Genomic DNA, 16,730 nt, shown 5'->3' with positions numbered 1-16,730 from the left:
TTGAAAGGTGTCTTTTTTGAAGGCACCTTTTTTTATTAGTATAGATAGTTTACACTGTTAGCATAGTGTAAACTATCTATACTAAACATTAGCAATCTTCCGTATAAATATTATCAATTTACTATATATTCCAGTGGTGTTAACCTACATATGAAAGGCTTTCTTTTTCAAAATATTACCCCTAATAAAATTTTGAAGAAGTCAACTGTCTCCAAACTTGTCTTTATGCTTAAAGAAAAAGCACTCAAATTGAGTGCTTTTTCTTATTGAAACATGCTATTTTTCTAGGCGATTTTCATAAAATAAAAGTAAAGAAATGAAAGTGGGTGACAAAATGCCGGCAGTTGTGGAAGGTGTTATTATTGAAAACTGCAATGGAACAATTAATGTAGGTGACAAATATAACGTACAGCCGATTGAAAAGACGAAGGCTTATAATGGATCGGGATCATCAAATACAGGAATGAAAGTACAAACGTTTAGCGGGATTAGTACAGCTGATGTATGGGATAATGATGCGAATGATCAGGGGATACAGTTTACTTTATAGTACAGTATGTAAAATTGCATAAAATGATGAAGTTGCCCTATGATACAATCTAGCTGTGAGCTGTTAATGATTCTTCTGTAGTATAGTTGTTAGATTAGAAATATAACATCTTATCGAAAATCATACGTATAAAAAAGACACTTCAAATGAAGTGTCTTTTTTTACCTTAGTGATACCCTTTAGCAGAGTCTTTATGAATTTTATTTTTAAATATACTGTAGCTCCAAAGCTGATATCCAATAACGATTGGTACCATGACCATTGCAACGAAGAACATAATTTTTAAGTTTAATTGACTACCAGCTGCGTTGTATAACGTTGTACTGTATGCATCGTTAATACGAGATGGTAACATTCTTGGGAACATACCTGCAAAGCCAGTTGTCATAAACATTGCGATTGTTAGGCAAACGAATGTGAATGCAAGGCCAATTTTATGTTTGTACACCATAATTAGTGCGAGTACACTCATTAGCATTGCAAGTACTGGAAGAATGAATAGTACCGGATATTCCGTAAAGTTTTGGAATAAGTTTGTTCGATTAGCAGTCGCTACATAGAAAATAGCTAAAATGATAGCAGCTGCCATTGAAAACGGTCTTGCGATTTTATAAGCACGGTCGGATACTTCACCAGTCGTTTTAATCATGACCCAAAGGGCACCGGATACGACAAATATAGCAGTGAAGAAAAGACCACCTAATATACCGTAATGGTTTAGTAAGCTAAGTAAATTTCCTTCATAGCCATTTTTTCCGATTTGTAGTCCGTAATACAAGTTAGCAAATGTAACACCGAATAAAAAGGCGATTAAGAAACTGCCAATTGCAAATGCCCATTTACAAGTTTTTTGCCAAATTGGTGAATCATCTTTATGCATGAATTCCAGTCCAGCGGCACGAGCAAATAGTGCAAGTAATACTAAGAATAACGGTGTATATAAATAACTAAACATATTAGCATATGTGACTGGGAAGGCAGCAAATGTTGCGCCACCAGCTGTAATTAACCATACTTCATTACCGCCCCAGAACGGGCCAATTGCTTCTTGTAATTGATTTCGTTCTTGTCGATCTTTCGTAACGAAAGGAAAAATCATTCCGTTACCAAGTGCATACCCGTCAAGAATGAAGTAAACTGTCCAAATCACGCCCCATAAACCGAACCAGATGATTGCAAGCATATCATGAGACATGAGCCACACCTCCCTCAGTAGCAGGTTCTTCTAATGCGGCAGGTCCTTTTTTCGCGAACTTCAGCATTAAGTATACGTCTGCGATTAAAAGTAAAGTGTAGAATAAAATTAAACTAATTAATGAGAACCAAATTTGCGGGACAGATATAGGCGATACAGATTCTGCTGTACGCATTAGTTTATATACTGTCCATGGTTGGCGACCTACTTCAGCGACAATCCATCCTGCGTTAATCGCAATATAAGGAAGTAAGACAGACCATATTGTAATTTTTAAATAACGTTTTGAGTTTTCTAGTTTTCCTTTTCGGTTCAAATAGAAGCCATACCAAGTTAATGCCATAAAGAACATACCGAGTGCAACCATTAAGCGGAAGCTATAATACACGAGGTTAACATTTGGACGTTCATCTTTCGGAATATCTTTTAAACCAACAATTTCGCCATCAAATGAATTTGTGTAGAAGAAGCTTCCGAGTTTTGGAATCGTAAGGAATTCAAAGTTCTTCTCATTTTTTACATCAGGAATTTGAACAATTGAGAAGCCTTGTCCTTTTCCAGTTTCCCAAACTGCTTCCATCGCAGCTCCTTTTGCGGGTTGATATTTAGCTGCTGATACACCAGATTGATGTCCCATAAACGGTGTAATTGTTGCGGCGAATAAGCCTAACATTAAGCCGAACTTAAATGATTTTTTGAAGAATTCAACTTCATTTTTACGTAATAAGTGATAGGCACTAATTGCCATAACGAAGAAAGCACCAACAATATAACAACCAACTACAGTATGGAAGAACATATTCCAAGCGTATGGATTCGTAACGAGTGCCCAGAAATCATTTAATTCAGCGCGGCCGTTACGTACTACGTAGCCAACAGGGTTTTGCATAAAGCCGTTTGCTGTAATAATCCAAAGGGCGGAAATATTTGTTCCAAGTGCAACCATCCACATGCAGAAGGCACGGAACTTTGGTGAAATTTTGTCTTTACCGAATAACCATATTCCCATGAAAGTAGATTCTAAGAAGAAGGCAACAAGTGCTTCGATTGCGAGAGGTGATCCGAAAATGTCTCCCATATATTTGGAGTACTCAGACCAGTTTGTTCCAAATTGGAATTCCATTGTAATCCCGGTTATAATCCCCATTACGAAGTTAATTGTAAATAATTTACCCCAGAAATTTGCCATTTTGCGGTATGTTGGATTCAATGTGCGGGCGTATTGAGTTTCCATACATGCCACCAAAATAACAAGTCCGATTGTCAAAGGTACAAATAAAAAGTGATAAAAAATAGTAATTGCAAATTGAAAACGACTCAGTAACAGAACGTCGGACATAATAAATATTCACTCCTTTTTTACATTATCTACAATCAGTTTATAGTGAAAATACGTTTAAAGTATGTGAAACTTGTTACAAAGCTGTGTGTATATTTTGAAAGAATTATGTCGATTATCTGAAAATATCTTATTTTTACTATAAAGCGATATCCTTTTTGAGTTTTTCATATTTTGGTACACTATTTATGTAGTGTAAACGAGAGAAAAGAGGGTCCTTTACTATGAAGTCATTAGAAGAGATTTTGCAGTACAATGAGAAATTTGTTGAAGAGAAAAAATACGAAGAGTATGAAACAGGAAAATTCCCGAATAAAAAAATGGTAATTATCTCTTGTATGGATACTCGTCTTGTTGAATTATTACCAAAAGCAATGAATATGCGTAACGGTGATGTGAAAATTATTAAGGTAGCAGGAGCTGTTATCTCACATCCATTCGGAAGTATTATGCGTAGTATTTTAGTTGCTGTATATGAACTTGGTGCTGATGAAGTTTGTGTAGTTGGTCACCACGATTGCGGTATGGCAAAAATTCAGGCAAGCAGTACAATTGAGAAGATGAAAGAGCGCGGTATAACAAATGAGAAATTAGATACACTCCGTTATTCTGGAATCGATTTAGAAAGATTCCTACAAGGGTTCTCTAGTGTAGAAGAAAGTGTAGAACATAGCGTATCGATACTTCGCAACCATCCGTTACTTCCAGAAGAAGTACCTGTTCACGGTCTTGTTATCGATCCTGAAACAGGAAAATTAGATTTAGTTGTGAATGGTTACGACAATTAAGAATTTACTTTGTCATCCTTTTTATCTGGGACAGGATCAAATCCTCCCGGGTGGAAAGGGTGACATTTTAATATACGCTTACAAGTAAGCCAAAAACCTTTGAGTGCACCATGTTTTTGAAACGCCTCTAATCCGTAATGAGAACAAGTCGGATAAAAACGGCATGTTGGTGGTGTCATCGGAGAAATGAATTTTTGATAAAAGCGTATAATCCCAATAAAAATCTGTTTCATAACGGTCTCCTTTTCAGCATATTCTTAAAGTATTATAGCACGACTGTACATAATACTTTACTAATGTGCATTTCCGTTATATCATATTGGATATAACGGAATTAAATTAAAAGCGGGAGAGATGTTGTATGCCATCAGTAGAAAGCTTTGAATTAGATCATACGATTGTAAAGGCACCTTATGTAAGACATTGCGGAGTTCACAATGTAGGTAGTGACGGTATTGTAAATAAATTTGATATTCGTTTCTGCCAACCGAATAAACAAGCAATGAAACCAGATGTTATTCATACGTTAGAGCATTTATTAGCATTTAATTTACGTAAATATATTGATCGTTATCCGCATTTTGATATTATCGATATTTCACCGATGGGCTGCCAAACAGGATATTATCTTGTAGTAAGCGGAACACCGACAGTACGAGAAATCATTGATTTATTAGAACTAACATTAAAAGATGCGGTTCAAATTACAGAAATTCCAGCTGCAAATGAAACACAATGTGGTCAAGCGAAGCTTCACGACTTAGAAGGAGCACAACGCTTAATGAACTTCTGGTTAAGCCAAGATAAAGATGAACTTGAGAAAGTGTTTGGATAAAAAGGAAAACTGCCTGTGAAAGGGCAGTTTTTTTATTGTACTAAGAGCGAACATACTCTTCTTTTTTATGAAAATATATTAGATACTCCAACATATAAAACAAAGGCAGAACCGAGAAAATAAACAAATGCCTTTGCTTTTTCCCGTTTCTTCATTTCATCAATTCCAAAAAGGATAAACATAATACTTAAAAGGATAAACACGTAAGGTAAAAGAATAGTGAAGTTTGCAAAGAAGCTAAATAGGGCGAGAGAAAGAGCGATAGTGGCGATTATGATTTGAATGTTTTTTAACATGGAATCCCCCTTAAGTAGAAAGAAATAGTTACTGAGAGAAAATAATTATAAATGCTAAATTGATCGAAATTTTATTCTACATGTAGCGAAAGAGTTTGATATTAAAAAGAAGAATATGAGACTAGAAACGAAAAAATACGGGATACTCATTAATTCCTAGAAGAATAAAGGAACAACTGAGAATAAATTGTACGTATGGGAGAAGTGAAAAATTATCGGTAAAATGGACATAAGTGCTTAGAGTGAGTAAGAGAAGCATGAAAAATGCTAAAAAAATCCGTAATATAGTTAGAGTTAGCATCGTATAGCCCCCTTTAGACCATTTACTAGAATATTTCTGTGAAACCAATAAATAAAGCAGCGGCTCCTGCTAGTAGAGCGAGCACACTACCTCCTGTTTGCTGTTTTAATATTTCCTCTAAACTTATGGTGAGGGCCATACCTCCTAAAAAGATGAACATATAAGGGATTATTTCTCTATTACCAGTAAAAAATCCATAGATTGCTATAGATAAGGCAATAAGTGATAAAGTAATCCGTCCCCATTTTAGCATAAAAGACCTCCTCTATTTTATGTAGGTAATAATGAGAACAATCCAAATGAAAGCACCGGCAATAATACAAATAAGTCCAGTTGCTGATTCCCTTTTCTTTATTTGTTCAAATGCGATGAGAAACATTAAAGCCCCTAATAGAAATTGTGAAAGAGGTAAAGAATTATTTTGACCTGTATATAATCCAATTGCCGACATAACGATCACAGTGAGTGCTACTATGATGCGAAGTATACGAAGCATATTAGGAATTCTCCTTATTCTTTTTTGTATAAGGATTGTCTTCTAGTTTATCGACGGAATGTTTATAAGCATAGCCTTTATTAATTGTCATGACGGAGAGTACGAGGATGATTAGGACGATGATAATACCGATAATTAATATTTTGAACATAAAATCCCTCCTTTTCTTTATTTTACATAATTTTGTAATTGATGAAAACAATAGAAAATAAAAGGATGAAAGAAGGGTGTTACATGGAGACGAAAAAAACATATTATATATCAATAGGAAACGGTCAAATTTCACAAGTGAGGACGGCGGATACGTATAATTTTGAGATTTCCGCAAATGATGAGGAAATTACGGAATTAAGAGAGCACTTTGATCAAGCATATGTAGAAGATTTAGGGTCATTTGTACGCTCCCACGTTCCATTTGTTGAGTATCATCACGATTCAAATAATGACCGATATGATGAACAACTACAAAAAGCATATAAAATGATTTACGATTTAGGAAATCATGAGACGAAAGAATTAGTCGCACAAATGGGAATAATCAATGGATTGTAATTGGATAATATTATGCAGAAAAGCGAGAATATGCTACAATTTGTGGTAGGAAAAACTTGTAACCATCAATAGGGGAGTAATGGCATGTACAAATTTAAAGATTATTACCACAACACTGTACAATTATCGTTTGAACGTTATCCATTTTCTCCTGAGCCAAAGCATGTTTGGGTTGTATGCCGGTACGGGGATCAATGGTTATTAACGCATCATTTACGTCGCGGTCTTGAATTTCCAGGTGGTAAAGTAGAACTAGGGGAAACACCGGAAGAAGCGGCAGTTCGAGAGGTTCATGAAGAAACCGGCGGCATAGTTTCTGATTTAACTTACTTAGGACAATACAAAGTATCTGGAAAAGACAAAATAATCATTAAAAACATTTATTTTGCAACAATTAGTGCGGTAGAAGAACATACGCATTACGAAGAAACGAAAGGGTCTGTTTTATTAAAAGACATTCCTGACAACATTAAAACGAATAGAAAATTTAGCTTTATAATGCGCGATGACGTATTAGCGCGTACGATGAAACATATAGAAGAAATCGGCTGTTTTACGAAGTAAAGTAGCCGGTTTCTTTTTTTGTATGTAAGAATAAATGTAAACATATCTTTACATTATTTTGGGGATATTATACAATTTTGTAAAGATATATTTACATTTTAGGAGGGGGAAAATGGATAAAAGAAAAGAAACGACTGTTACTGTTTCGATGGTTAAATTAAACTTTTCTTTATTTTTTATAATAATTGCTTTGTCGTTTGGAATTGGTTATTTGCATATATTTCTTTCAGGTGGGGTTCAAGTCAAAGTTACATTATTAACGATGTTTCTTTTTATTATCGCAATGATTGTTCTCGTTTGTATTCATGAAGCGATACATTTAATTGGCTTTCGCTATATCGGAGGTGTTCCGTGGAGTGAACTAAAATGGGGCGTTAATTGGAAATTAGGTGTTGCATATGCTCATTCTAAACAGGCGGTTACAGTAAAGCAAATGAAGAAAGTGTTAATGCTTCCGTTTTTACCAACTGGAATTTTGCCAATTGTATTGGGATTAGCTATGAATCTGGAGCCACTCTCATTTTTAGGAATTCTACTAACAGCAGGGTGTATCGGCGACATTGCCGTATATCAAAAAGTTTCAAAGTTTCCAGATGATGCGCTAGTAAAAGATCATCCGAGTAAACCGCAGTTTACAGTATATGAATAATAAGAGGAGGCGTTTTTGAACAACTGCCTCCTCTTATTATTTTTTGTCGGTAAATCAATATATTGTGAAAATTGTTGATATAATTTAATTACTATTATTGTATTTTTATCTCCACCTCTAAAAACGAAAGCACCTCCAACAAATCATCTACGATACGTGAATGCTTAAAATCACCCCAAAACGAATCTTTTTTCCAAACACCAAGAATCCCTACTTGTTCAGAACCAAGCACATCGTTTTCTGGATGATCTCCAACATAAAGACATTCTTCTGCCTTCACATCTAGTCTTTGCAAAGCACGTTCGAAAATTTCAGGATGAGGTTTTTTAATTCCTTCAGCTTCTGAAACGAGAATGGTGTTTGTATACGTATGTATATGTAGTGCTCGAAGGTTGCTCATCTGAAATTCAGTAAAACCATTTGTAATAATACCAATTTTAATGTTTCGCTGTTTTAATTGTTGAAGTAGTTCATGCGTGTTTTTGAAAGGAATACAATGATGTTGGAAGTTTGTAATATAGTCGTGTAGTAGTTGTTCTTGCGTTAAAGTAGTAATGTTGTATTCGGAAAGGAGAGTAGCATATACTTTATCCTTCCACGTATAGCCATTATTATCGAGTTCAAGAAATCGAGAACAATACTTTGATTTCTCTATACTCTTCAAATGTGAGGTGAAGCGATTATATTGCTCACAAATAAATTGTTCTAAAGATTGGCGCCGATCTAATAGTGTTCCATCTAAGTCGAATAAGATTGCACGAATCATGGGAAGCCTCCTTGCAGTTTTTATAATTAATTATCGCATATTCGTAAAAAAATGATTATGATATTTTGTAGAATGGAATAATGGGGGATTGTATGAAGAAATTGTATGGCAAGTTAGTGTGTTGTATTATAGCAAGCAGTTTAGTTGCAGGATGCGATAGTGCTATCGAGGTTACGAAAGAAAAAGAAATTTGTAAAACAGAAGAAGAGTGTACGCAAATAGGAGATAAAACATTACAAAAAGTATATAAAAAGATAGAGGGACTTTCAGAACTTGAAAAAGTAGAAGATTATGACATAGAAGAGTATGAAAGTGTGAATATGAAAGAGGCGGAACAGAAAAAAGAAGAGGATGACAATTATTTCTTTTTAGCTTCTTATTATATCGATGGTGATGAAATTGTAGATCCTTATTTTGAGAAATTGGATCGTAAGAGATTGAATAAAGTTTTTGCAGATGACGAAGTAGCAAAAGATGATTTGTTAAGTCAGCGACAAGATAGAGAGTATCATGAAACCTTATGGGACATGTATCGCACTCTCGTCCCAGTGAAATATCGTGAGAATATAACAGGATTTGATCTAATAACGGATGGTTATGATGGCGTTGTTGCCCATGTCATGCCAAGTATAGATGACCCGAGAGATTGGTTGCTTAGTTTAGACGTGCTCGATTCTGGGGTGAATATAGATGAAGTGATGAAAACATTAATTCATGAAACGGCTCACGTATTAACGATTGGACATAAACAAGTACCAGTGGATAGAAAGTATTTAGAGGCGTTTGATGAAGAGAAAGACATTTCATCGTATCGAAATAAATGTAAAACGGTGTTCGTGAAAAATGGATGTGCGAGAAAAACTTCGTATATTAACCAATTTTATAATGAATTTTGGAAACGAATTGAGCAAGAGTGGACAGAAAAGAAAGTAGAAGAAAGTGAAGAGGCACAAATTGAATTTTATAAAGAAAAGCATGATGATTTTGTATCGCTATATGGAACAACAAATGTAACGGAAGATATCGCAGATACATTTACAGCGTTCATTTTACAAGATTCAAAAAAAGTGAAAGAAGGAACAGAGTTAAAATATAAGAAAATTGCTTTCTTCTATCAGTTCCCTGAGCTTGTAAAAATGAGAGCGGAAGTGCTGTCGGGATTATATGATGTTTCAAAAACGATAGAACAACAAAGTGGAGACTAATGTGAGTTATGCTTTCGATATAGTTTCGTTAAAGAAAAGCGTGAAGAATTTTTAATTCTTTGCGTTTTTTTATGTTGATAAAATTGAAAATTCTGTATTTTTATCAAAAAGAAGAAGGAACTGGAGGCACAAAAGAGAATTAGTATAAAAATGTCACAATTTAGACACAATTATAATGCGCGTGTTGTAGGGACTATAAGTTTACTCTCGAGGAGGTAATGAAACGTATGAAAACGATTCTTGCTGTTGCTGGTCTCATTTGGGTAATGTCTCACGGTTTTCCGATTTTTGAAGGGGAGCAAATTCGTAGTGCTTTGAATGAAAAGTTTAATGATTATCATGTGATAGATCGAAAAGATAATGTCGTTACAGTACGTGTGAAAGACTGTTTCCATACAGTTACGGTTGCGGATGGAAACATTACAAATGAAACGAAAATGTGTGATAAAAGGTAAAAGAAAGAAGCTGACTATAGCGCACTGTTTTGAGTCAGCTTCTTTTTCTTTTTCCAATTAGAATTTTTTCAAATGCCTCAACAAATACATACATAAGAGTTGCAAGAACACATGTGAGTAGTACGCTAAGTAAGACGAGTGTGAAGTTAAAGACTTGGAATCCGTAGCTAATTAAGTAGCCAAGTCCTTGTTTGGAAACGAGAAGTTCTCCGAAAATAACACCAACCCAGGATAAACCAACATTTACTTTTAACGTTGAGATAATTGCTGGAAAGGATGCAGGGAGAACGACTTGCTTATAACATTGCCATTTATTTGCGCCAAATGTGTCCATCACTTTTATATAGTTAGAATCGACTTCTTGAAATGCACTGTAAATAACGAGAATGGTAATGATGATGGAAATGATTACTCCCATTGCGATAGAAGATGAAATGTTTGGACCGAAAATAACGATGATGATTGGACCGAGTGCAACTTTTGGCATTGCATTTAGGACGACGAGGTAAGGATCAAGTACGCGGGCTAGAAGTGGCATCCACCAAAGAAACGTGGCAATAATAGCACCGAGTACCGTTCCGAGAATGAAGCCTACTCCTGTTTCCAGCAATGTCGTCCATATGTGGACCCAAAGTGAACCGTCGATCCATTTCGTTAAGAAGAGATCCCAAATACTCGAAGGAGAGCTAAAGAGTAAAGGATCAATCCATTCTTTTTTGCTAGCTATTTCCCATAGTGCAAAGAAAAGAATAAGTAGTAAAAGCTGTAATGAGCGAGCAATCCAGGCACGCCTGCGTTCTTTCTTTCGAAATTGTTCATGTAGTTGTTTTATATTATCCAAGTCGTTCCAGCTCCTTCCATATATCTTGAAAGAGGGCTGGGAAATCGTAGTGATGGCGTGCTTCTAACGGTGATAAAGAACGGATACTTTCCGGGACGATAAAGATTTTCGCGATTTTTCCAGGATTCGCTTGAAGTAAATAAATACGATCACTCATCGCAATCGCCTCTTCAATATCGTGAGTAACAAGTAGTGATGTTTTCTTATATTTATTTAGTAAGTTGAAAACGAGTTCTTCTAGTTTTAATTTCGTTTGATAATCGAGTGCGGAGAATGGTTCATCTAGTAATAAAATTTTCGGATCAGTTGCTAACGTTCGAACGAGAGCGGCACGTTGACGCATACCGCCGGATAGTTCACGAGGATATTGTCCTTCTACCCCATGTAGACCGACTTGCTTTAAAAGGTTTAAAGTATGTTCTTTCATTTGTTCAACATAAATCCTTCGAATATGAAGTCCAAGCATAATATTTTCTTCAATCGTTTTCCACGGGAATAAGTAATCTTGCTGCAACATATATCCCATAGATGATGTTTTCGTTGTAATCGGTTCACCATCTAAAAAGACGATACCGTCAATTGGATCAAGTAGTCCAGCAATGATTGAGAGGAGCGTTGTTTTACCGCAACCACTTGGGCCGAGTATAGAAATAAATTCGCCTTCTTCCACTTGTAAGCTCATATCTTCAAGAATAAGTTTGGCATTCTCTTTTGCAAAAAAGCAGTGAGAAACGTTACGTATTTGTAAAAAACTCATACACTTCGCCTCTATTTCTTAATAACGCTTTCGGCAATTTTTGTATTGACGAGCGCTTCATGTGGGACTTCTTTTTGTAATTCACCAGCGTCTTTCATAATCGTTTGGAGCTGTTTCCATTCTTCCGCATCTAGTAGTGGATTTGTCGCATAAGAATGTTGCTTTTTATACCGTTCAATTACTTTTACTGTAATGTCTTTTGAAGTGTCTTTAAATAGCGGGGAAACAGCATCAGCAATCTCTTCTGGACTATGTGTATCAACCCATTGCTGTGCTTTATAGAGCGCACGTGTGAACTTTTCAGCAGCAGCTTTATCTTTCTTTAAGAAACTTTCTTTTGCCATGAATGTTGTATAAGGAACAGTACCAGATTCATTTCCGAATGAAGCGACGATATAACCTTTACCTTCTTTTTCGAATATGCTTGCAGTCGGTTCAAAGAGCTGGACAAACTCTCCAGTACCAGATGCGAAGGCATTTGCAATATTAGCAAATTCGATATTTTGAATTAAGTTCGTATCTTTACGAGGATCAATGCCATTTTTCTTTAAAACGTATTCCCCAACCATTTGCGGCATGCCGCCTTTACGCTGTCCTAAAAATGTAACACCTTTTACGTCATTCCAATTAAAAGAGTCTAGTTTTTTACGTGAAACTAAAAATGTCCCATCTGTTTGTGTAAGCTGTGCAAAGTTAATGACAGGGTCTTTCGCTCCTTGTTGATGAACGTAAATAGACGTTTCAGAACCGACGAGAGCAATATCAATTCCGCCAGATAATAGGGCGGTCATCGTTTTATCGCCACCAGCTGTTGTTTGTAGGTCAATATTTAGTCCTTCATCTTTAAAAAATCCTTTTTCAATCCCAACATATAATGGGGCATAGAAGAGAGAATGGGTAACTTCGCCGACGCGAATGTTTTGAGTTTGTTCTTTCGTACCTTCTTTTTTACTACTACAAGCAGCAAAAGTAAAAACAGCTAGTAACATGATGCAAAAAATCGCGATTAATTTTTTCACTATATAACACCTCCTAGAAGTCACTCTACAAGCATGATATGTAGGTAATCGCCCATATGTGAGTGTAGATAGCAGGAATTTTTTTGGTGGTAAAGAAGTACAAATATAAGGGGTGATAAAATGGAGTACGAATACGATGATAGCGTACATTTACATCTTGATTATTTCGGGACAGAATGTGATATGGAATCGATTGCTTATAAGAGAAAGAATGAAGACGTATGGGATGTGTATTTTAATTTTGGAGTATACGGTATTCAGAAAGACGATGTAGAGTTAGGTAGGTTTATGGATGAATATGCCGGTTATTACGTTTTTTCTGTACATGCTCGCGATCTTAGTTGGGAATTTGGAAGTGCCCAGTTTGAAGAGTGGGTTTTGAAAAATCGGATAGTAGAAAAAACGCTACAAAAATAGGAGGAATTTTGTGATTGGATTTCTCATCTTATTATTTATTTTTGTGGCCGGATTTTTTATCATGCAAATGCTTATTTACCGATTTGCAAAGAAAAACATCCATAAATATACAAAAATAAAGTGGCTACATATGAATATGAAAAAAGGTCCGAGATTAGATTTTTTTGATTTTGTAATTATAGTACTCGTATGTATCGTATGGAAAATATGGCTGCTTCCCTTTATATAATACACATACTAATCATTTTCTCTTTTATCATAAAATAACGAAAAGAACCTGTCTTGTGGCGGGTTCTTTTCGTTATAGTAATAGTTGTTAAAAACGTACAACGCTTGTTTATTAATTCTTTCGTATTTTCATGTGGAATCTTTAATAGCATTAAGGATTTCTAAAAAATAGTTATTATATCATAAAGTGGAGTGCTGAAATTAAGCTTTTCAAGAATGAGTAATTTGTATGCCACAATTTAACTATTGATTAAGGAAGTATTAAGGAAATATATTTATAGTAGAAGCAAGTTTGCAGACGAAATATAGGATATATGTTATTTTAATACAAATAGTTTTTTCGATGCGAGGTGAAATTAATACATAGAAAAGAGGGAATGAATTGAAGTATGGTTCTACACTTTTTCATCTTCCAAAAAGAAATATATTAATTTCTAGCATTATAAGTAGTATGGTGACTTTATTAGTAATAACTATGCTGTTTATGATTTTAAAGGTTTTCAATTTAGACATGATGAAAGATCATTTAAATCAAAAGCTTGTTTTAAGTGTTATGATGATTTTCATATGGGGCATAACGTTTTATATTACGCATTTCAATAAAAAAGAGATGTCTATACTTAGAGCATCCCTACGAGTGCATTTTATATTATTTTTGCTAGCTCATACAGTAGCGTTATTTTATATTGTCATGCAAGTTAATATGAGTTTCATAGAGGCAATGAATCGGATTTACTTTTATAATATGCAGTTTATATTAAGTTTTGTAGTAATTTATGCAATATATATTCTTGTATATAATTTAATAGGTAAGGTTTTTCTAAGTATGGTTTTAACGAGCTGTACGTTAGTCATTTTATGTATTGTGAATTATTTGAAGCTTATTTTCAGAGGTGATCCGTTATATCCTTCTGATTTTACACAAATTACGCATATGCAATCTGTTATACCGATGGTGATGGACTATTTTAGTTGGAGTTATATTTTTGTCATTATCTTAAGTATCGTAGCTTGTATTGTAGCAGGGATATATATGAGAAGGTATATTCAAAATGTAAAGATTCATCTAGGAATAAGAGCCTTATTAGTAGTGGGATCTATTTTTGTTCTATATGCGTACGGTAATTTTGCGAATACATTTATGAATAAAGTATTTCAAAAATCAGGTGTAGATTTTGTTTTGTGGAATCAAAATGAGAACTATGCTTCAAATGGTTTTGTACTTGGGTTTATTAGCAATTTAGATACAACAGTTATGGAAAAACCAAAAAATTATTCTAAAGAAAATATGCTTCAAATAGCAAACAATATAAAAAAACAATATAGTGGAAATATAGGGAGCCAAAAGAAAAAAGAGAAACCGAATATTATTTTTGTAATGAGTGAATCGTTTTGGGATCCGACGAAAGTAACTAACCTTTCTTTTAGTGAAGATCCTGTACCAAATTTACATCATTATATAGAAAACTTTCCTGGTGGACAAACTATTTCTCCTACATTTGGGGGAAATACGGCGAACGTTGAATTTGAGGCATTAACAAGTTATTCAATGAGTTTGTTAAAGCCAGGTTCTATACCATATCAGCAGGTTATTACAAATAAGAAAGAAATTCCATCAATCCCTACGGCGTTGAAAAAAGAAGGTTATTATACAAGTGCAATTCATTCATTTGGTCGCACATTCTTTAAACGTGATGATGTATATAAGGTGTTAGGGTTTGATAAGTTTAATGCAGAGGACACGATGGAAAATGTGGATATTGATGGAGATTATATTAGTGATTTAGCGATGAGTAAAGAGATAATTGCTGAGTTAGAGAAACAAAAACAACCTACATTTATTCATGCAGTTACGATGCAAAATCATTTTCCATTTACAGAGGGCCGATTTGGTGAAAACCTAATCGAAATTAGCGGTCTAGAAAATGAAGACTCAAAGGGAGAATTAGAGACGTATACAGAAGGATTAAGACGTTCAGATGAGGCTCTTCAATATTTAATAGAGCAACTAGATAATTTTGATAGACCTACATTATTAGTATTCTTTGGAGATCATCTTCCATCATTAGGAACAAATAAATCTTTTTATAAAGAAAATGGGTATATAACGAATGAAAAAACACCGAATGAACGTTTAGCCATGGCGCAAACACCGCTATTAATGTATGCAAACTTTGATATGCCAAATGATAATTTAGGTTTAGTAAGCCTAATTCATTTTTCTAATCTTATTTTTGATTATGCAGGATTAAATAAATCCTTATTTTATCAATTTTTATCGGAATTTTACAAGGAAATACCAGTGCTTAGAGATGAATTAAAAGTTGATAAAAATGGAGAAGTAATCAATGATTTAACAAAGAAACAAAAAGAAATGTTAGAGCAATATAAAATGCTCCAATATGATTTACTCGTCGGAAATCAATATAGTAAAGATATCCTCTTTAAATAAAAGAAACAAAAAGAACTTGTATAACGATACAAGTTCTTTTTTCATAGTATTTAACGGGGTAACCAGACAAGCTGGGTTTAGGGAGTATTACCTGTACATTTAGTATATATGGAAATGTAATAGTTTTATTTGTGTATTTGTGAGAAATATGTGAATTTTATGTTTTATGAAAAATCGATTATATTAACTTTCGTTCTTGTATTGCAGTTGTTATGCATGTAAAAATTTTATCAGTTCTTTATTTAATTCATCCGCTTGATCGATTGGTGAACCATGACCACTATTTGTAAGAGCATGTAACTGAGAATTTTTAATTCGTTGTTGCGTAAGCTCAGCACTTTTGTAAGGAATTAGTTGGTCGTGAACGCCGTGGAAGATTTTTGTTGGGACGTTAATTTTATTTAAATCTTTCGTTACATCTTCATTTGCAGCTGCTTGTAAAATTTTTATAAGGGCATAAGAAGCGGACTGCATACCGAGATAAGAAAACCATTCAAGGGTTGCAGCCCCTAAGTTTCTATTAAAAAAGGATAAAGATACATCATTTAAAAATTTTGGTAAATTAGCATACATTTGATTAATGAGAGCATCTGCTTGTTCTTTCGGTACACCGTAAGGGGACTCTTGATTTTTAACGAAAGAGGGGGAGACAGCGTCAATTAATGCGAGCTTAGAAATGCGGCGCCCATTATAGCGAGACATATAGCGAATAGAAAGAGCACCACCAACTGAGAAACCGACTAATGTAGCGTTCTCTACTTGAAGTGCTTCCAGAACAATTGCGATATCATCGGCTAATCGATCATACGTGTAACCAGTCCATGGCTTATCAGATTGCCCATTCCCTCGTATATCCATGGCGATACAGCGAAAGCCATGCTCTGGTAAAACATTGAGTTGATATTGATACATTTGATGATTTAAAGGCCATCCGTGAACGAAGAAAACAGTCTTACTACCTGGACCAGGATTAACGTCTTGCACAAAAATATGCACATCTTTCTCGACAGTAACAAACATAAATT

23 protein-coding genes are annotated in these 16,730 nt (G+C 34.6%); 11 read left to right on the top strand and 12 right to left on the bottom strand.

What is annotated here, in order from left to right; genetic code table 11:
- The first annotated feature begins 316 nt into the window (after window positions 1-316).
- Window positions 317-550 carry a spore germination protein gene (locus M1D73_RS24550; protein ID WP_002001299.1) on the top strand — a complete coding sequence of 78 codons (234 nt, stop codon included), beginning with the start codon at window positions 317-319 and terminating at the stop codon, window positions 548-550.
- 166 nt (window positions 551-716) lie between these two features.
- Here the strand turns inward: M1D73_RS24550 and cydB are convergent, their stop codons facing one another.
- Together cydB and cydA are read right to left on the bottom strand one after the other, a co-directional pair.
- Window positions 717-1,745, bottom strand: a complete 1,029-nt coding sequence (cydB, locus tag M1D73_RS24545) for a cytochrome d ubiquinol oxidase subunit II (protein WP_000017662.1) — start codon at window positions 1,743-1,745, stop codon at window positions 717-719.
- Entirely contained in the window at window positions 1,735-3,084 is a 1,350-nt protein-coding gene (gene cydA, locus M1D73_RS24540; RefSeq protein WP_001286188.1) for a cytochrome ubiquinol oxidase subunit I, read from the bottom strand. The genes cydB and cydA overlap by 11 nt, the downstream gene beginning before the upstream one ends.
- A gap of 224 nt (window positions 3,085-3,308) precedes the next feature.
- Here cydA and M1D73_RS24535 point away from each other — a divergent pair, with 224 nt between their 5' ends.
- On the top strand, window positions 3,309-3,872 hold the full coding sequence (locus tag M1D73_RS24535) for a beta-class carbonic anhydrase (protein WP_000838169.1): 564 nt from the start codon (window positions 3,309-3,311) through the stop codon (window positions 3,870-3,872).
- On the opposite strand, the gene yidD is transcribed toward M1D73_RS24535, so the two are convergent.
- Complete coding sequence (yidD, locus tag M1D73_RS24530; RefSeq protein WP_000809334.1) at window positions 3,869-4,105, bottom strand: membrane protein insertion efficiency factor YidD; 237 nt, start codon at window positions 4,103-4,105, stop codon at window positions 3,869-3,871. The two genes, M1D73_RS24535 and yidD, sit on opposite strands and share 4 nt — an antisense overlap.
- A gap of 128 nt (window positions 4,106-4,233) precedes the next feature.
- On the opposite strand from yidD, the gene luxS reads away from it, so the two are divergent.
- Window positions 4,234-4,707, top strand: coding sequence for an S-ribosylhomocysteine lyase LuxS (gene luxS, locus M1D73_RS24525; RefSeq protein WP_001141371.1), 474 nt, complete (start codon window positions 4,234-4,236; stop codon window positions 4,705-4,707).
- Between the two features lie 65 nt (window positions 4,708-4,772).
- Here the strand turns inward: luxS and M1D73_RS24520 are convergent, their stop codons facing one another.
- The 4 genes from M1D73_RS24520 to ytzI all read right to left on the bottom strand — a co-directional run bounded on the left by M1D73_RS24520 (window position 4,773) and on the right by ytzI (window position 5,951).
- On the bottom strand, window positions 4,773-5,003 hold the full coding sequence (locus M1D73_RS24520) for a YczI family protein (RefSeq protein ID WP_000916668.1): 231 nt from the start codon (window positions 5,001-5,003) through the stop codon (window positions 4,773-4,775).
- Between the two features lie 326 nt (window positions 5,004-5,329).
- Window positions 5,330-5,557, bottom strand: coding sequence for a DUF3953 domain-containing protein (locus M1D73_RS24515; protein WP_000922253.1), 228 nt, complete (start codon window positions 5,555-5,557; stop codon window positions 5,330-5,332).
- A gap of 12 nt (window positions 5,558-5,569) precedes the next feature.
- On the bottom strand, window positions 5,570-5,800 hold the full coding sequence (locus M1D73_RS24510; RefSeq protein WP_000944458.1) for a DUF3953 domain-containing protein: 231 nt from the start codon (window positions 5,798-5,800) through the stop codon (window positions 5,570-5,572).
- A 1-nt stretch (window position 5,801) separates the two neighbouring features.
- A complete protein-coding gene (ytzI, locus tag M1D73_RS24505; RefSeq protein WP_000472794.1) occupies window positions 5,802-5,951 on the bottom strand; it encodes a YtzI protein in 150 nt (49 codons plus the stop codon).
- An 83-nt stretch (window positions 5,952-6,034) separates the two neighbouring features.
- Between ytzI and M1D73_RS24500 the strand changes: the two genes are divergently transcribed.
- The 3 genes from M1D73_RS24500 to M1D73_RS24490 all read left to right on the top strand — a co-directional run bounded on the left by M1D73_RS24500 (window position 6,035) and on the right by M1D73_RS24490 (window position 7,565).
- Window positions 6,035-6,352 (top strand): hypothetical protein, encoded by a 318-nt coding sequence (locus tag M1D73_RS24500; RefSeq protein ID WP_000448413.1) that lies wholly within the window; start codon window positions 6,035-6,037, stop codon window positions 6,350-6,352.
- An 84-nt stretch (window positions 6,353-6,436) separates the two neighbouring features.
- Complete coding sequence (mutTA, locus tag M1D73_RS24495) at window positions 6,437-6,916, top strand: antimutator 8-oxo-(dGTP/GTP)ase (RefSeq protein ID WP_000276385.1); 480 nt, start codon at window positions 6,437-6,439, stop codon at window positions 6,914-6,916.
- A 112-nt stretch (window positions 6,917-7,028) separates the two neighbouring features.
- A complete protein-coding gene (locus M1D73_RS24490) occupies window positions 7,029-7,565 on the top strand; it encodes a DUF3267 domain-containing protein (protein WP_481157976.1) in 537 nt (178 codons plus the stop codon).
- A gap of 94 nt (window positions 7,566-7,659) precedes the next feature.
- Here M1D73_RS24490 and M1D73_RS24485 read toward each other — a convergent pair whose 3' ends face one another.
- On the bottom strand, window positions 7,660-8,331 hold the full coding sequence (locus M1D73_RS24485) for an HAD family hydrolase (protein WP_481157975.1): 672 nt from the start codon (window positions 8,329-8,331) through the stop codon (window positions 7,660-7,662).
- A gap of 92 nt (window positions 8,332-8,423) precedes the next feature.
- On the opposite strand from M1D73_RS24485, the gene M1D73_RS24480 reads away from it, so the two are divergent.
- A complete protein-coding gene (locus M1D73_RS24480; RefSeq protein ID WP_121868477.1) occupies window positions 8,424-9,536 on the top strand; it encodes a recombinase family protein in 1,113 nt (370 codons plus the stop codon).
- A gap of 227 nt (window positions 9,537-9,763) precedes the next feature.
- Window positions 9,764-9,991, top strand: a complete 228-nt coding sequence (locus M1D73_RS24475) for a hypothetical protein (RefSeq protein ID WP_000849112.1) — start codon at window positions 9,764-9,766, stop codon at window positions 9,989-9,991.
- Between the two features lie 34 nt (window positions 9,992-10,025).
- Here M1D73_RS24475 and M1D73_RS24470 read toward each other — a convergent pair whose 3' ends face one another.
- From M1D73_RS24470 to M1D73_RS24460, 3 genes are read right to left on the bottom strand one after another with little or no spacing between them, the layout of a single operon-like run.
- On the bottom strand, window positions 10,026-10,832 hold the full coding sequence (locus M1D73_RS24470; RefSeq protein WP_000368771.1) for an ABC transporter permease: 807 nt from the start codon (window positions 10,830-10,832) through the stop codon (window positions 10,026-10,028).
- Window positions 10,825-11,589, bottom strand: coding sequence for an ABC transporter ATP-binding protein (locus tag M1D73_RS24465; RefSeq protein ID WP_440046515.1), 765 nt, complete (start codon window positions 11,587-11,589; stop codon window positions 10,825-10,827). Before M1D73_RS24465 ends, M1D73_RS24470 begins: the two co-directional genes overlap by 8 nt.
- 11 nt (window positions 11,590-11,600) lie before the next feature.
- Window positions 11,601-12,608, bottom strand: coding sequence for an ABC transporter substrate-binding protein (locus M1D73_RS24460; RefSeq protein ID WP_000733143.1), 1,008 nt, complete (start codon window positions 12,606-12,608; stop codon window positions 11,601-11,603).
- A gap of 120 nt (window positions 12,609-12,728) precedes the next feature.
- Between M1D73_RS24460 and M1D73_RS24455 the strand changes: the two genes are divergently transcribed.
- From M1D73_RS24455 to M1D73_RS24445, 3 genes are all read left to right on the top strand, one after another.
- Window positions 12,729-13,025: a DUF3986 family protein gene (locus M1D73_RS24455; protein ID WP_000455580.1), complete on the top strand. Its 297-nt coding sequence runs from the start codon at window positions 12,729-12,731 to the stop codon at window positions 13,023-13,025.
- Window positions 13,026-13,035: 10 nt separating this feature from the next.
- On the top strand, window positions 13,036-13,254 hold the full coding sequence (locus M1D73_RS24450; protein ID WP_000578983.1) for a hypothetical protein: 219 nt from the start codon (window positions 13,036-13,038) through the stop codon (window positions 13,252-13,254).
- A 381-nt stretch (window positions 13,255-13,635) separates the two neighbouring features.
- Complete coding sequence (locus tag M1D73_RS24445; protein ID WP_000873626.1) at window positions 13,636-15,705, top strand: LTA synthase family protein; 2,070 nt, start codon at window positions 13,636-13,638, stop codon at window positions 15,703-15,705.
- Window positions 15,706-15,915: 210 nt separating this feature from the next.
- On the opposite strand, the gene M1D73_RS24440 is transcribed toward M1D73_RS24445, so the two are convergent.
- Window positions 15,916-16,725, bottom strand: coding sequence for an alpha/beta fold hydrolase (locus M1D73_RS24440; RefSeq protein WP_000498278.1), 810 nt, complete (start codon window positions 16,723-16,725; stop codon window positions 15,916-15,918).
- Window positions 16,726-16,730 lie beyond the last annotated feature (5 nt).

The sequence above is a fragment of the Bacillus sp. PK3-067 genome, assembly GCF_056738645.1.
Note: the sequence above shows the minus strand (reverse complement) of the source record. Positions and strands in the feature narration are given on the sequence as shown.

Coding starts and splice junctions, on each gene's coding strand:
- M1D73_RS24550 (WP_002001299.1), top strand. CDS start 317: ATGAAAGTGGGTGACAAAATGCCGGCAGTTGTGGAAGGTGTTATTATT.
- cydB (WP_000017662.1), bottom strand. CDS start 1,745: ATGTCTCATGATATGCTTGCAATCATCTGGTTCGGTTTATGGGGCGTG.
- cydA (WP_001286188.1), bottom strand. CDS start 3,084: ATGTCCGACGTTCTGTTACTGAGTCGTTTTCAATTTGCAATTACTATT.
- M1D73_RS24535 (WP_000838169.1), top strand. CDS start 3,309: ATGAAGTCATTAGAAGAGATTTTGCAGTACAATGAGAAATTTGTTGAA.
- yidD (WP_000809334.1), bottom strand. CDS start 4,105: ATGAAACAGATTTTTATTGGGATTATACGCTTTTATCAAAAATTCATT.
- luxS (WP_001141371.1), top strand. CDS start 4,234: ATGCCATCAGTAGAAAGCTTTGAATTAGATCATACGATTGTAAAGGCA.
- M1D73_RS24520 (WP_000916668.1), bottom strand. CDS start 5,003: ATGTTAAAAAACATTCAAATCATAATCGCCACTATCGCTCTTTCTCTC.
- M1D73_RS24515 (WP_000922253.1), bottom strand. CDS start 5,557: ATGCTAAAATGGGGACGGATTACTTTATCACTTATTGCCTTATCTATA.
- M1D73_RS24510 (WP_000944458.1), bottom strand. CDS start 5,800: ATGCTTCGTATACTTCGCATCATAGTAGCACTCACTGTGATCGTTATG.
- ytzI (WP_000472794.1), bottom strand. CDS start 5,951: ATGTTCAAAATATTAATTATCGGTATTATCATCGTCCTAATCATCCTC.
- M1D73_RS24500 (WP_000448413.1), top strand. CDS start 6,035: ATGGAGACGAAAAAAACATATTATATATCAATAGGAAACGGTCAAATT.
- mutTA (WP_000276385.1), top strand. CDS start 6,437: ATGTACAAATTTAAAGATTATTACCACAACACTGTACAATTATCGTTT.
- M1D73_RS24490 (WP_481157976.1), top strand. CDS start 7,029: ATGGATAAAAGAAAAGAAACGACTGTTACTGTTTCGATGGTTAAATTA.
- M1D73_RS24485 (WP_481157975.1), bottom strand. CDS start 8,331: ATGATTCGTGCAATCTTATTCGACTTAGATGGAACACTATTAGATCGG.
- M1D73_RS24480 (WP_121868477.1), top strand. CDS start 8,424: ATGAAGAAATTGTATGGCAAGTTAGTGTGTTGTATTATAGCAAGCAGT.
- M1D73_RS24475 (WP_000849112.1), top strand. CDS start 9,764: ATGAAAACGATTCTTGCTGTTGCTGGTCTCATTTGGGTAATGTCTCAC.
- M1D73_RS24465 (WP_440046515.1), bottom strand. CDS start 11,589: ATGAGTTTTTTACAAATACGTAACGTTTCTCACTGCTTTTTTGCAAAA.
- M1D73_RS24455 (WP_000455580.1), top strand. CDS start 12,729: ATGGAGTACGAATACGATGATAGCGTACATTTACATCTTGATTATTTC.
- M1D73_RS24440 (WP_000498278.1), bottom strand. CDS start 16,725: ATGTTTGTTACTGTCGAGAAAGATGTGCATATTTTTGTGCAAGACGTT.